The sequence below is a fragment of the Corynebacterium haematomassiliense genome (assembly GCF_013978595.1).
In the GTDB taxonomy this organism is placed as follows: Bacteria; Actinomycetota; Actinomycetes; order Mycobacteriales; family Mycobacteriaceae; genus Corynebacterium; species Corynebacterium lehmanniae.
On record NZ_JACDTZ010000001.1, the window covers coordinates 765,706 to 779,774 of the forward strand.

The following is a 14,069-nucleotide window of genomic DNA, read 5'->3' on the forward strand; positions in this document are numbered from 1 at the left end:
CATTTACACCTCACGCCACACCCGCGACGCGCGGTCAAGGGTCACATCTTGATCTCGAAGCCCTCGAACGCCTCCACGGAACCAGTCAGTTCCACCTTCGCCGCGTCGCGGCCGGAAACCCACAGCAGCAGCTCGCCCGGATCGCCGGCAACACGCAGCACGTTGTCGCCGCGCTCGGCCACCCCAGCCTTATCGCCGATGGTCGCGGGCGGCATGCTCGGCGGCGTTAGGATCACCGGCACCGGCGCATTGCGAAGCGTAAACTTGCCGAAGCGCTTCGCCAGCGCGAACAGCTCCTCGTTAATGACTTGGGAGAATTCGCGCGGCTCCACCACTCCCCCGCCGCGACGCACGTCCTCGTGGTGGATGAAGTGCTCGGACGTGTTCATAGCGGAGTTGAGCGGCTTGAGCCACACCGGCGGGCCGGCAGCCCACTCGCGCACGACGTCCTCGTACGGGCGGGCCATTTGCTTCGCCGTCTCCTTCTCCGTGACACCTGAGAGTGCGTTCACGAAGATGCCGGGGGCGGCTGCCGGCTTGGACTCGCGGATGAGTAGATGGACTGCGAGGTCCCGGGTGGTCCAGCCCTCGTTCAGCGTCGGCGCATCGGGTCCGACCCGAAGAAACAACTGGGCGAGGCGTTCACGTTCTTTCTGCGCAAAAGACATGCGCCCAGCCTAGCTGGAAAGGTTCACCCCGGAGCCGCTGGAAAGCTGCAGTTCCAAGTTGTTGAAGCCCTTGATCAGCGGGGCGAACTGCTCAACCTTCGGGTCGAAGGTAATCACTTCGCCGCCGACGCCCCATCCGAGCTTGGTCGCCTGCTTGCCGTCTTTGAAGCACTCATTGCGCCCGCCCTTGGCGTTCATGTGGCACATGACGGAGTCGCCCTCGAAGGCGCCCAGCACGCGCACGCCCTGCACCTTGATGTTGCGGAAGTTCGGGTCACCGAAGCGGATCACGTCGTAGAGCTTCCAGGCGGATGCGTAGCCGGGGTCGTACGGCACCTCCGTGCCGGGTGGCAGCGGGTGGCCACCCGTCCAGTCGACGTCATCCTGTGCGTGAGCGGTTGGTGCGAGGGTTACCGCGGCGGCAAGCAAAGCCGCGGCGGTTTTCGTTGCGGTCTTCATGGGCCACATTGTGCACACCCGTAACAGAGATGCCTAGGCCTTGTTGCGTGGTTGTTATGAAACCGTACGGTTTCCGCCTAGATCTGGGAGGACCCTGCGAAAAGGTTCGACAGGCCCAGCCGCGCCTGGATCCCCAAGAAAAAGCGGATTGCCGGCGCGAAGAAGTTGACCAACGGATCGACAGTCACGACCTTGCCGAACGGCATGTAGCTCAGCTCGGTCGCCTCCTTGCCGTCGACGTAGCAGCCCCACATGCCGCCCTTTGCATTTTCCAGGCACAGGATCGAATCCTGGTTGAACTGCCCGATCACGCGAACGCCTCGCACATCCTGGTTGCGGAAGTTGGGGTCGCCCAACTTCACCACGTCGTAGCTGCGCCACTGGGTGGCGTAGCCGGGATCGAACGGGACCTGCGTTCCCGGCGGAAGCGGGTGCCCGCCGGTCCAGCTGGTCTCGTCGGCGGAAGCTACTGGCGCAAGAAGCGAGACGGCAATAACGACGGCTGCTGCGGTGCGGTGGAAGTGTCTCATACCCCTTCTATCGCAACGCCCCACAAACGCGTTAGCCCCCTCGGCTGCCGCGGGGCGGGCCGAAGGGGCGTCGATAAGCAAATGCTTAGCGGGACTCGCGGGTGGAGGCGATCTCGTCCTCGGTGGCGACGTGGTTGTCCGAAGACATCGGCACCACGGTCGGCAGAATCACCGGCTGACGCTTGTAGTTCTGCTCGATCGCGCGGGAGACCTTGCGGCGGATCTGCTGCACCATGCGGAACGCATCGTTCTCGCCTTCGGCGGCCAGATCGCCCATGACGGCCTCGACGCCTTCAACGACCTTCTTGTTGAAGTCGCGGTCGTCGTCGCTGTAGCCCGTGGTGGACACCTGCGGCGCCTCCAGCAGGCGGCCGGTGCGGTCGTCGATCACACAGGTGATGGACACAACGCCGCCGGACGCCAGCGAGGTGCGGTCCGCCAACACGTCCGGGTCCACGTCGCCCATGGTGGTGCCGTCGACGTAGAGCTGGCCCACCTGGTACTGGCCGGCGACCTTGATATTGCCCTTGTGCATGTCGACAACCACGCCGTTTTGCGCAAGCGCGGTGTTGCTCGGCTTCACGCCGGTGGAAATAGCAAGCTCCTTGTTGGCGCGCATGTGGCGCCACTCGCCGTGCACCGGCATCGCGTTGCGCGGGCGCGCCGCGTTGTAGAGCGCGAGCAGCTCGCCGGCGTAGCCGTGGCCGGATGCGTGGACGTGCGCCTCGGAGTTGGTGATCACGTTCGCGCCGATCTGCGCGAGGTTGTTGATCACCGCGAACACCGCCTCCTCGTTGCCCGGGATGAGCGAGGAGGACAGGATGATCGTGTCGCCGTCGTGGATGGTGATCTGGCGGTGCTCACGGCGCGACATGCGCGACAGTGCAGCCATCGGCTCGCCCTGGGTGCCGGTGGTGATCAGCACCGTCTTGTGCGGCGCCATCTTCGCGGCCTCCTCGATCGGGATGATCGTGCCCTTCGGCGCCTTGAGCAGGTTCATCTTCTCCGCGATCTCCATGTTGCGCAGCATGGAGCGGCCGTTGAACGCCACCTTGCGGTTGTTGGCCACAGCGGCGTTGATGGCCATCTGGACGCGGGAGACGTTCGACGCGAACGACGCGATGACCACGCGCTGGCGCGCGTTGGACACTAGGCGGGTCAGCGTCTCCTCAATGCCGGCCTCCGAGGCGGAGATGCCCGGGATGGTGGCGTTGGTGGAATCGCACATGAATAGGTCGATGCCCTCGTCGCCGAGGCGGGCGAGCGCCGGGATGTCCGTCGGCTTGCCGTCGTACGGCGTCTGGTCCACCTTCACGTCGCCGGTCATCACAACGTGGCCGGCGCCGGTCTTGATGGAGACACCCAGGCACTCCGGGATGGAGTGGTTGACGTGCCAGAAGCGCAGGCGGAACGGGCCGACGGTGACCTCGGAATCCTTGTTCACGTCGTTGAGCTTCGGACGCTGGCGGTGCTCCTGCGTCTTCGCCTTGATCAGTGCGTTGGTGAACTTGGACGAGTAGATCGGGATATCGCTGCGCAGCTTGAGCAGCCACGGGATCGCGCCAATGTGGTCCTCGTGGCCGTGCGTGACCACGAGCGCGTCGATCTTGTCCAGCTTGTTTTCAATCGGGCCGAAGTCCGGCAGCACCAGGTCCACGCCCGGCTCGTCGGAGTTCGGGAACAGCACGCCGCAGTCCACGATGAGCAGGCGGCCGTTGTACTCGAAGACCGTCATGTTGCGGCCGATTTCAGAAATGCCGCCGAGCGCGTAAATGCGCAGCGTGTCCTTGGCCGGCTTCGGCGGTGCGGGCAGGCGCTTGGTCAGATCAGCGCCCTGCATGGACTTCATGGGGTTGCGGCGGCCGCCTCCCTGGCCCCCACCGTTGCCGCCGTTGCCGCCGCGGCCACGGCGACGGCGGTTACGGCTGCTGCCGCCACGGTTGTTACCACCGTTTCCGCCGTTGCCGTTGTTGCCGCCGTCGCGGCCGCCGCGGCTGTTGCCGCCGTTGCGGCCACCGTTGTCGTCGCGGTTGTCGTTGCCGTTGTTGCCGTTGTTGCCACCGTCGCGCTCAGCGGGCGCGTCGTTGCCGCCGCCGTTCGCAGGGGTGTCGCTCGGCGCCTGGAAAACCGGCTGCTGCTCGGTTGCTTCCGGCGGCCCGGCCTTGCGCGTCACCTTGCGTGCGCGGTTGCGGGGTTCATTCATGTTTATAGGACTCCAGCCTGTGTCATTTCTTCGCGGAGCCGCTCGACCTGCTCGTCCGTCGCCGCAGCGACCGGCAGGCGGGGGTCTCCTACTTCGATGCCCTGCAGTCGCAGAGCTGCCTTTGCAAATGTCACGCCGCCCAGCGCGCCCTGTTGGCGCGCGAGCACGTTGAGTGTGTTGGCGTTGATTTCCCGTGCGCGGGCGAGATCGCCGTTCTCGTATGCAGTCACTAGTTCACGCAGCGCCTTCGGTGCGGCATGCCCAACCACGGAGATCATTCCGGTCGCGCCGACAGCGAGCCACGGGAGGTTCAAAGGGTCGTCGCCCGAGTACCACGCCAGCCCGGTCTCCTGAATCAGGGTAGACGCTTCGAGCATGTCGCCCTTCGCGTCCTTCACCGCTTGGATCGTGTCCACTTCCGCAAGCCTGCGGATGGTGTCGGAATCGATCGGGATGCCGGAGCGGCCGGGGATGTCGTACAGGCAGACCGGGAGATTGGTCGCTTCCGCGACTGCGCGGAAGTGCGCCTCCACCCCTGCCTGGGACGGCTTGGAGTAGTACGGCGTGACAACCAACAGGCCGTCAGCGCCGGCCTCCGCGGCCGCTTTCGCCATTGCCACCGCGTGGCGGGTGTCGTTGGACCCCGCGCCTGCGATGATGCGGGCTTTGCCCCCTACCTCTTCGCGCACTGCTTTTAAGAACGCGACCTTTTCTTCGTCGGTGGTTGTCGGGGATTCGCCCGTCGTGCCTGCGAGCACTAGTGCGTCGATTCCTTGTTCTACCAAGTGGGCAGCGAGATCGCGGCCTGCCGTAAGGTCGAGTTCGCCATCGGAATCAAACGGCGTGACCATTGCTACGCAGACGGAGCCGAAGATGTCGGCTCCCAGATCAGCTTTGAGAGATGTGCCCATGGCCCAGTAGGATACCTGCCCCTTACGAGCAATTGCTTATCGACGTTCCCCTTCGGCCAAATCGCCGAAAAGCAGCGGCGCCTCGCGCTGCATGACATCGAGGACCGCACCGGCAAGCTGACGGATTTCTTCGTGCTCGAACCTGCCGTTATGCGCTGCGATGAATTCGCGCCACGCCCGGTAGGTGCCGGTGGCGACAAGTTCAGTGGCGGCCGCTGCGGGCACGAGGGCGTCGGCGGCTTCGCGCGCCCGCTTGCGGCGCACAAGCGCATTCGGCTCGTCAGCCATCGCATCCTCCAGGGCGCGCAACAGCTCGCCCCGAACGAACTCCGCTTCTTCCACGGCAGCGTCAAACAGGCGCGTGAGTTCCTCGTCGGCGGCGATGGCCGCCGGCACTACTGCCCCGTCGGCCGCGCGCTCGCTCACGGCTAGCCCGTGGCCCCGGATCGCGGCGGCCGCGTCGCGCGAGACACCCCGCACATGCAGGGTGGCACTGGCGTGTTCCAGCAAGCCCGCGCGCGAATCGGCGAGATCGTCGGCGTTGCGGCGCAGGAGGGAGGCCGACGGGACGTCGCTAAGCATGGCGAATGCCACCGCCCCCTCGCCTTGGGTGACGCCTTCTGCAACCGGGATCCGCATCGCGGTTGCCGCGACAAGTTCTACCTGCATTTATAGACCGAGGTAGGCGTCGAGTCCGATAGTCAGGCCCGGGCGGTTCGCCACCTCGCGCACGCCGGTGAGCACGCCCGGGACGAAGGACTCGCGGCCGTAGGAATCCTGGCGGATGGTCAGGGACTGCTCGGTGGTGCCGAAGATGACCTCCTCGTGCGCGACCATGCCCTGCATGCGCACCGCGTGGACCGGCACGCCGTCGACGTTCGCGCCGCGCGAGCCGTCGAGCGCCTGCTCGGTGGCATCCGGCATGTCGGAAAGGCCGGCTTCCTTGCGCGCATCCGCGATCCCCTGCGCGGTCTTGACCGCCGTGCCGGAAGGCGCATCCAGTTTGTTCGGGTGGTGGAACTCCACCACTTCCGCGGACTCAAAGAACGGCGCGGCCTGGCGGGCGAACGCCATGGTGAGCACGGCGGAGATGGCGAAGTTCGGGGCGATGAGCACGCCCACCCCCTCGTTCGCCGCGCACCAGTCGCGCGCCTTCTGGTAGCGCTCGTCGTCGAAGCCGGTGGTGCCCACTACGCAGTGGATGCCGTTATTGATGCAGAACTCCAGGTTGTCCATCACCGCGTTCGGGGTGGTGAAGTCGACGATGACGTCCACGCCTTCGTCCACCAGCACCTGCAGCGAGTCGCCGCTGTTTACCTCTGCGGCGAGCTGCAGGTCATCCGCCTTTTCCACACCGGCAACAACGGCGGAGCCGACCCTGCCGGCCGCTCCGAGCACTCCAACTTTGATCATGGGTGTCCTTTCTATTTGTCTCCGCCGGCCATGGTAGCCCCGCTAGGGTGGGGCTTATGACTCTCCACAGCCGCAGCTTCCGCCCCCGCCGCAGCCGAGCCGTCTTCGCAGCGCTCGCAGTGACCGCTTTGACCGTTGCGGGCTGCGGCTCTGAAGCGGGTGACACCGGTTCGTCGTCTGAGCCAACCTCAGAGTCGGCTATGGCGACGAGCGCCGCCGAAAGTGCTGCAACGCCGGTGTCCACTTCCACGTCCGCGTCCGCGGAGCAACCAGAGGAGGCCGACACCAGGGACGTCTCCGCGGCAGCGGCCCCGGCGGGCGGCCCGTCCGCCTCCCCGTTCACCATGGAAGACACCCACCTACAGAACCCGGGTCACCCCGAGCTGCAGATCGAGGACATCCGGGCGGGCTCCCACGAAGACGTCGACCGCGTCGTGGTGGAGCTTTCCGGCGCCGGCACGCCGAACGTGCTGGCCGGCTACACCGCAGACCCGCGCCAGCAGGCCTCTGGAATGCCGCTTGTGCCAGCCGGCAACGCGTACTTCGAGCTGATCATCCAAGGTGTGCCGTGGTCGATGGGCCTGAGCGACGCCGACTTGGCCAAGGCTGACCCCGCCGGCGTGGCGGCCGGGGGCATCCAGGAGATCGCCGACGGCGGAATCTTCGAGGCGGATGCCCAGTACATCGTCGGCCTTGATGCCCAGCGCCCGTACAACCTGTACCTGTTGGAGAACCCGACCCGCGTGGTCGTGGACTTTCAGAAGTAGGAGGCAACAATGAGTCTGATTTCCTGGCTCGGACTCGGGTTCGTGGCACTGCTCGCCATCGGCGGCATCGTTGCCTTGGGCAATACCTCAAAGGAGATCTACGAAAGCGACATGGAGGAAGACTCCAAGCGCCGGTGGGGTTTCCTCATGGGGTTTTCACCCCTAGCCGGGCTGTACGCCTACAAGAGGCGGAATGAACTGTTCGGTCACGGCGAGCGGCCAGTGGATGAGCCTGGCAGGGGCGGCGATCAGGAGACATTCCGTAGTTAAACATTCCCAGCCTTTTATGCGATCCCGCGCCTAAACATCGTCTAAAGTGAACGGGAGCACACTGGCGCCCAAAAGTGGCGCCGGAGAATCTGTGTGAAAGGTTTTGTGATGTTTGACCCCTATCGCCGCCCCACGGTGGCGGTTGTCGGCGCCGGAATCTCTGGTTGCACCGCCGCGGCGGAGTGCGCGTTTTCCGGCTTCGACACCACGCTGTTCGACCGCCAGGAGTACATCGGCGGCCACCTGACCGCCCCGGACGCACCCACCGTGTCCAGGCGGCAACACTTCCGCACCCCGTACTTGAAGCTCACAACGACGGACGGCACCCCGCGCTCGCTCATCGCGCACCTCGAGGCCGCCGTCGATGCGAGCGGCGCGACCTTCAGAGGTGGTGCCGAGGTCACGGGCGCCGAATGGAACGCCGAGGAAGGACAGTGGGAAGTCAGTTACACCCGCAGCGGCGAGACGCGCACTGAGCTTTTCGACGTGCTGATCCGCGCGACCGGCGAGCCCTCCCCGTGGATCGGTATCCCGGGCCGGGCAAACATCAGCGCGGACGAGCTGTACCTCCACAACGGCGTGGACGTCGTCGGCCTGCCCAACGCGCTGTTCGTGGACTACCACACCCCGGACCCGAAATTCGACCAGAAGTCCTGGGCCGTCTTTGAGGCACGCGGCGACTACGCGCGCAGGTACGTGCGCCAGCTGGAGATCCGCGGCCCCGGCGCCCTGACCGTCAAGCCGGACAAGTGGCGCGTGCAACCCGGCACCGTCCGCGGGCTGAAGGCAGCCCTTGTCGAATTCGATCCGGACGTCCACGCATTTACCCGCGCCGAGAACTACCAGGCCGCATCCCGCCGCGCCCGAAGCGAAGCTGCAAGCTAGGCAGCGGCGAACGATAGCTTTTTAGGAGACACGATGACCACCTTGAAACCCTCCGCCAGCACGACCCCAGCCGAGTTCGACTCCCACGGTGCCGCAGTAGACGCCAGCGGCCTGCCCGAGCTCGGCCCGGATTCTATTTTGTGGCAGCGCTTCGGCGACTGGCGCTCCCTGTTCGTGGCCCTGAGCGCCGGCGTGCTGCAGATCGCGCAGCGCGACATCAGCCGCTCGCTTGTGCAGCAGTCCAACGTGTTCGACAACGAGGTCGCCCGCCTGGTCCGCTCCGCGTTCCCGATTATCCGCACGGTGTACGAGGGCCCGGAGGTCGGCGCGATGATCCGCGACTTCCATAAGGACATCAAGGGCACCCACCCGGACGGCTCGCGCTACCACTCGCTGAACCCGGAGGTCTACTACTGGGCGCACGCGACCTTTACCGCCATGCCCTATCTCCTGGCCGGCAACTTCATGTCCGACATGACGCATGCCGAGCGCGAGCAGCTCTTCCAGGAGTCTCGCACCTGGTACAGCTACTACGGCGTGGCCGAGCCGGAGGGCGCCCCGAAGTCCTACGACGAATACGTCGACTACATGGATGCCATGTACGACAAGCTGGGCCCGAGCGAGACCATCGACCGCTCCCGCATCATGAACGGCCTGACGCTGGACCCGCCGGACCCGTCGGTGCCCCGCTGGGCGTGGAAGCCGATCGCGCCGTACGCGTCAAAGCTTCTGCTGTGGGTGTCCATCGGCTTGCTTCCGGAGAAGGTCCGCAACTCCCTCGGCCTTGAGTGGACCAAGTCCGACCAGCGCAAGCTCAACGTCTTCTCCCGTGCCACGCGCGCCGTGTTCTCGGTGCTGCCGCGCAAGGCGCGCATGGTAGCGATCGCCTCCCGCGCCTTCGAGCGCGCCGAGGCGGAGACCAGATAACGGGCGCGAAGCACGGGGCCGTCGGCACGCACCGACGGCCCCGTGCTTTTTCTTTTCTCTGCCTACTTCGGAACCTTCAGCTGCACCGCGGGCGCATGCAGGTGCAGCCCGTCGAGGCTGACCATCTGCATGGACACGTTGCCGAGGGCGATTCGGTCCATCACAAAATTCGGCACGGGAACGTTTGGTACCGGGCGGGCATCCGGCACACCCAACTGAGCGAGTACGTCGCCGAGGGAGCCGCGGAGGTCTACTGTCACCGGGACCGTGGGCACTCCTGCTACGACAGGGGTTGCGGTCAGCCCGGTGGCAACGACGGTCACGGGCCCGTCGGAAACCTGTGTCTCAACTTGGCCGGTGGTGAGGATTCCGCGGGCTGCGAAACCTGGCACTTCCAGCGAGAGGTTGCGCGCGGTGAGCTTGTCCCCTGTCAGGATCAGCGTCCGCGTCGGCACGTCGCCGATTGTGACCATGCCCATCGTGGCTCGCACGTTGCCGGTGATCGCCACATTGTCTGCGGTCACGGTGCTGAGGTTCTGCGGCGCGATCGTTCGCGTCGGCTCGAGTTCCGGGTACGTCAGTAGATCTCGCGACTCCTCGGGTTGGGGTGCTTGCGCCGAGGGCAACTGCGGCGCCGGCGGCACCTGAATATCCAGCGGATTGGGCAAGCTTGGCAGCTGAGGCAATTCAGGCGCGGGAGGCAACGGCGGCAGCGCCGGGATTTGCGGCTGCTGCGGCGCCGACTCTTGGGCGTTGACCGCGGGCTCTTCTCCCAGATTCACCGCAAGCAATCCCGCAGCCGAAAGCACGACAGCGACGGATTTGGCGTTGCGCAACAAAGACAGGTCGATCTTGGTGGATCCTCCGCGGCGGGGAACTTCACCTTCGTCCGCTGCCGGCGGCGCCTGCTCCCGCTTTCCACTTCGGGTGTGCTTGCCACCAGGTTTCGCATCCCGGTCCTCCCAGGCGAGACCGAGGGCTCCGCCAACAATGCCAAGCAGAGAGCCGACGAGGAACCCGCCTATATTCGACGTTGGCAGCGCGACAATGGCCACCAAAATGCTCATCACACCCAGATAGGGCGCAGCAAACGGCTGCAGCCACATACCGATACCGGACATGATCAGCGCGGCACCGATGAGCAACGTGGATACGCCCGAGATGGTTGCAATCATCACCAGCAAGTCGGACACGCGGATAGTGAAGTAGGCCGGTGCGAGCATCACTACGCCGGAGAGAATTACCAGCAGGCCCGGAAGAAACGGCCGCTGTTTCCGCCATGCTTTGAACCGTTCTCGTGCGGGAGTTTGCTCGGCACGGTGCCCACCGTCGCGGCGCTTCGCTCCCCGCCCCTTCTTCTCCTCGTCGGCAGCGCTTTGCTGCGCGTCTTCGGAGTCGCCGTCGTCGAAGAAGAAGTCGTCGTCCTCCGGTTCGGTGTTAGCTCGTGCAGCCATCGGCCATTCCCCGCGCTACGTCGACCACCACGCCGGAGGCGATGAGCTTCTTCGCACCGACGGAGGTGGCGCGAATGTCATCCGCACTCAGCGTGACCTTATTTGCGTGCAGACCCCATGTTCCCTGCGGCGCCATGGAGTTGAACTGATTCGCATCGGCGCCTACCGAGGCATCCGTGAGGTCGAGTGCGCCCTTGATATCGGTAGCACCCACCACAAGGTCGCGGACCTCGACACTGTTGTCGCCGAGGGCCTTCAGCGTAAACGTGCTCTCGCCAACTACCGGAACATCTGGCAGGGCAGCGGAGAGACAGAGGTTAGAGGCGTACGCGTGCTCAAACTTCAGGCGCGCGACGGGGAGCGACTCATTGGCCATCTGTTCACCGTCGGTAAAAATGCTCAGTCCTTCCCCATCAAGGTGGGTCATACTGATTTTGAAAAAAGTTCCCGACAATGCGAGGTTCGCGGTCAGTCCGCCCTGCGCAACAGCAACGCCGGTGGCGCCAAAGCCGATGAGCCCAGCGAGAAGAGCTGCACCAGCTTTCGCCTTGTTGATCCTTCCCATGGCGTTTCCTTCCGTCCGTGGCCGGACGCCAAACCGCCGGTCTGCCGACGGCTGCCATCACGGTAAGCATTTATGATCTGGAACACCGTAGCACATCGCCTGTAAGGGGTTTAACACATCCGCGCCGCCCATTTTCGACCGTTACCCGTGACCCACTTCGCAGTGACTATTTGCGTGTATTACACTTCACAAACACACGCGAACTTGTCCCTAGCAGCACCCAGAGAAAAGGAAGATCGCTGATGTCTCACGCACTTGCACCTGATGGAGCAGACGCCCGCACGAACGAATCCGCAGAGGACACCCGTTTCGCGCAGCCGGACAATCTGGAAAAGCCGGAGCGCGCAAAGCGGGAACTGAAGCGAGCGCCGCTCGGCCCGGATTCCTTGCTTTGGAAGTGGGGCTCGGACCAGCGTCTGCAGCTCCTGCGCGGCTACACCGGCGTGTTGCAGAACATGCACCCGGCAATCGGCCAGTCGCTGCTGGATCACTCCAAGTTCTTCGAAGAGCCCTTTGCGCGCCTTGAGCGCTCCACCCCGCAGATCATTTACTCCATCTACGATGACGGAACCCGCGCCAAGATGATCCGCGATTACCACCACACCATCAAGGGCAAGCTCCGCAACGGCGAGCGTTACCACTCGCTGAACCCGGACGTGTACTGGTGGGCGCACGCCACCTTCGTCTGGCGCGTCATTTGGGCGCAGGAGCTCTTCGGCACCCCCTTCACCCGCGCGGAGAAGGAGCAGATCATCCAGGAGGGCGTGACGTGGTGGGACATGTACGGCATGTCCGAGCGCCCGGTGATCGACACTCTCGACGGCTACATCAAGTACTTCGAGGAGATGGAGGAAAAGGTCCTCGAGCGCAACGAAACGGTCGACTTCGCCTTGCGCACCGCCCGCGTGGAGCCGGTCAAGGCTCCGGACGGCGTGCCTGAGGCTGTGTGGAAGGTCATTTGGAAGCCACTCATGAACAGCGTCATCTGGCTGACCTACGGCACGCTGAGCGATAGACAGCGCGAGATCCTGGACCTGCCATGGACCAAGAAAGACCAGCGCCGGTTCGACCGCATCGCCAAGGCGGTGAAGAAGCTGTTCACCATCCTGCCGGAAGACAAGCGCTACATGGAGCCGGGTCGCTCCATGATGATCAAGGCAGGGATGATCGAAGGCAAGTACAAGGAACCGAAGCTTGCCGACGCGTACCACGGCCAGGGCGACAACGACGCGGACACCGCGCCCAAGGACGAACCCAAGACCGGCGCTCAGGACGGCGACGCAGACGGTCGCCGCGCCGCCGGTTGCCCCTTCTAACCGTTCTCATCCGCCCCAGGACCCCAGGCCCTGTCCCTCCACTTCGCAGGTGCCTCCGGTGCTGGGGTGTTCTTCTCGTTCAACCATTGTTACGGAGACCTCATGGCTATCACCCGCCTGAAAGAACAACCGCTCCCCGCGGACTTCCTCGACCGGCTGCAGAAGTTCACCACCAACGCGACGACCGGCTCCCTGTACACAGGCGAGCGTAAGTCGGTCACCTCCCCGTTCTTCGACGGGGAGCTTGGCTGGGTCGGTGTCGGCACCGCCGCCGACGTGGACGAGGCGTTCAAGCTCGCCCGCCGCGCGCAGCCGTTGTGGGCCGCGAAGCCAGTGAAATACCGCGCCGCTTTGCTGGAACGCTTCCACGACCTGGTCAAGGAAAACCGTGAGCTGCTCGCGGACATCGTCCAGCTTGAAACCGGCAAGGACCGCACCGCGGCTTACGACGAAGTGCTGGACGTGATGAACAACGCCCGCTACTACGCCAACATCGCCGCCGACGAACTAGAGATGAAGGCGCGACCGGGCGCATTTCCCCTCATCACAAAAACCGTGGAGCAGCGGGTGCCGAAGGGTATCGTCGGGCAGATCAGCCCGTGGAATTACCCGCTCGCGCTCGGCATCTCAGATGCGCTCGCGGCGCTCGTCGCGGGCAATGCCGTGATTGCCAAGCCGGACCTGAACACCCCGTTTTCCAACATCATCTCGCTGAACCTCCTACTCAACGCCGGCCTTCCGCACGACGTGTTCCAGATCGTCACAGGCACCGGCCGCGAGGTGGGCCAGGCAATCGCCCAGCAGTGCGACTACCTCATGTTCACCGGCTCCACCGCCACCGGCAAGCTTTTGGGCAAGGTTGTCGGCGAACGCCTCGTGGGCTACTCCGCCGAGCTCGGCGGCAAGAACCCGATGATCATCGCGCCGGATGCGGACATCGAGGCCCACATCGACACCATCGCCACCGCCTGCTTCTCCAACTCCGGCCAGCTGTGCGTCTCCATCGAGCGCATCTACGTGCCCGACGAGGTCTTCGACCGCTTCATCGGCGCGTTCCGCGAGGCCACCAAACGCATCAAACTGGGTTCGGGCTTGAACTGGAACTACCAGATGGGCTCGCTGATCAACCAGAACCAGTTGGACACCGTACAACGGTTCGTCGATGACGCCGTGGCCAAGGGCGCGACCGTCGTCACCGGCGGCACACCCCGACCGGACCTTGGGCCGTTCTTCTTCGAACCGACGGTGCTCACAGACGTGCCCGAAAGCGCCGACCTGCTCACCCAGGAGGTCTTCGGCCCCGTCGTCTACGTCCAGCGGGTGGCGGACACCGACGAGGCGATCCGCCTGGCCAACAACACCAGCTACGGCCTCAACGCCTCCGTGTTCGGCGCTCCCGACACAGCCTGGGAAATCGCTGAGCAGGTGCAGGCCGGCGGCGTGACCATCAACGACGGCTACGCGGCCACCTGGGCATCCGTGTCCACCCCGCTCGGCGGCGTGAAGGAGTCGGGTGTCGCCCGCCGCCACGGGCCCGAGGGCTTGACCAAATACACCGAGGTCAAAAACATCTCCCAGCAGCGGATCATGCCGATGCGCGGCCCGAAGCAGCTGCCGCGCAAGTACTACGGCGAGCTCATGACCACTGCGCTGGATCTGGGCAAGAAGTTGCGGTTCTTGCCGTGACGTGAAACGTCGAGA

15 protein-coding genes are annotated in these 14,069 nt (G+C 64.8%); 6 read left to right on the plus strand and 9 right to left on the minus strand.

Annotation, left to right across the window (positions count from 1 at the left end):
- Positions 1–41 precede the first annotated feature (41 nt).
- The 7 genes from H0193_RS03690 to dapB form a co-directional block, all read right to left on the minus strand.
- The gene (locus tag H0193_RS03690; protein ID WP_181888606.1) at positions 42–668 is read right to left on the minus strand and encodes a TIGR03085 family metal-binding protein; all 627 of its coding nucleotides are present in this window, start codon (positions 666–668) and stop codon (positions 42–44) included.
- Positions 669–677: 9 nt separating this feature from the next.
- The gene (locus H0193_RS03695; RefSeq protein WP_181888607.1) at positions 678–1,127 is read right to left on the minus strand and encodes a hypothetical protein; all 450 of its coding nucleotides are present in this window, start codon (positions 1,125–1,127) and stop codon (positions 678–680) included.
- A 77-nt stretch (positions 1,128–1,204) separates the two neighbouring features.
- The gene (locus H0193_RS03700) at positions 1,205–1,657 is read right to left on the minus strand and encodes a hypothetical protein (RefSeq protein WP_181888608.1); all 453 of its coding nucleotides are present in this window, start codon (positions 1,655–1,657) and stop codon (positions 1,205–1,207) included.
- Between the two features lie 85 nt (positions 1,658–1,742).
- On the minus strand, positions 1,743–3,860 hold the full coding sequence (locus H0193_RS03705; RefSeq protein WP_272899114.1) for a ribonuclease J: 2,118 nt from the start codon (positions 3,858–3,860) through the stop codon (positions 1,743–1,745).
- Positions 3,861–3,862: 2 nt separating this feature from the next.
- The gene (gene dapA, locus H0193_RS03710) at positions 3,863–4,771 is read right to left on the minus strand and encodes a 4-hydroxy-tetrahydrodipicolinate synthase (RefSeq protein ID WP_181888609.1); all 909 of its coding nucleotides are present in this window, start codon (positions 4,769–4,771) and stop codon (positions 3,863–3,865) included.
- 36 nt (positions 4,772–4,807) lie between these two features.
- Positions 4,808–5,440, minus strand: a complete 633-nt coding sequence (locus H0193_RS03715) for an FAD-dependent thymidylate synthase (RefSeq protein ID WP_181888610.1) — start codon at positions 5,438–5,440, stop codon at positions 4,808–4,810.
- Complete coding sequence (gene dapB, locus H0193_RS03720; RefSeq protein WP_181888611.1) at positions 5,441–6,184, minus strand: 4-hydroxy-tetrahydrodipicolinate reductase; 744 nt, start codon at positions 6,182–6,184, stop codon at positions 5,441–5,443.
- A gap of 56 nt (positions 6,185–6,240) precedes the next feature.
- Here dapB and H0193_RS03725 point away from each other — a divergent pair, with 56 nt between their 5' ends.
- From H0193_RS03725 to H0193_RS03740, 4 genes are all read left to right on the plus strand, one after another.
- Positions 6,241–6,951 carry an AMIN-like domain-containing (lipo)protein gene (locus H0193_RS03725; RefSeq protein WP_181888612.1) on the plus strand — a complete coding sequence of 237 codons (711 nt, stop codon included), beginning with the start codon at positions 6,241–6,243 and terminating at the stop codon, positions 6,949–6,951.
- A 9-nt stretch (positions 6,952–6,960) separates the two neighbouring features.
- Positions 6,961–7,221 (plus strand): hypothetical protein, encoded by a 261-nt coding sequence (locus H0193_RS03730; RefSeq protein ID WP_181888613.1) that lies wholly within the window; start codon positions 6,961–6,963, stop codon positions 7,219–7,221.
- Between the two features lie 108 nt (positions 7,222–7,329).
- On the plus strand, positions 7,330–8,106 hold the full coding sequence (locus H0193_RS03735) for an NAD(P)-binding protein (protein ID WP_181888614.1): 777 nt from the start codon (positions 7,330–7,332) through the stop codon (positions 8,104–8,106).
- Between the two features lie 33 nt (positions 8,107–8,139).
- A complete protein-coding gene (locus H0193_RS03740) occupies positions 8,140–9,033 on the plus strand; it encodes an oxygenase MpaB family protein (protein WP_181888615.1) in 894 nt (297 codons plus the stop codon).
- A 62-nt stretch (positions 9,034–9,095) separates the two neighbouring features.
- Here the strand turns inward: H0193_RS03740 and H0193_RS03745 are convergent, their stop codons facing one another.
- Both H0193_RS03745 and H0193_RS03750 read right to left on the minus strand, forming a co-directional pair.
- Positions 9,096–10,487 (minus strand): DUF6114 domain-containing protein, encoded by a 1,392-nt coding sequence (locus H0193_RS03745; RefSeq protein WP_181888616.1) that lies wholly within the window; start codon positions 10,485–10,487, stop codon positions 9,096–9,098.
- Complete coding sequence (locus tag H0193_RS03750) at positions 10,471–11,052, minus strand: DUF6230 family protein (RefSeq protein ID WP_181888617.1); 582 nt, start codon at positions 11,050–11,052, stop codon at positions 10,471–10,473. Before H0193_RS03750 ends, H0193_RS03745 begins: the two co-directional genes overlap by 17 nt.
- 242 nt (positions 11,053–11,294) lie before the next feature.
- Here H0193_RS03750 and H0193_RS03755 point away from each other — a divergent pair, with 242 nt between their 5' ends.
- Together H0193_RS03755 and H0193_RS03760 are read left to right on the plus strand one after the other, a co-directional pair.
- Positions 11,295–12,368 (plus strand): oxygenase MpaB family protein, encoded by a 1,074-nt coding sequence (locus H0193_RS03755; protein WP_181888618.1) that lies wholly within the window; start codon positions 11,295–11,297, stop codon positions 12,366–12,368.
- Positions 12,369–12,470: 102 nt separating this feature from the next.
- Complete coding sequence (locus tag H0193_RS03760; RefSeq protein ID WP_181888619.1) at positions 12,471–14,054, plus strand: succinic semialdehyde dehydrogenase; 1,584 nt, start codon at positions 12,471–12,473, stop codon at positions 14,052–14,054.
- The last annotated feature ends 15 nt before the right edge of the window (positions 14,055–14,069 follow it).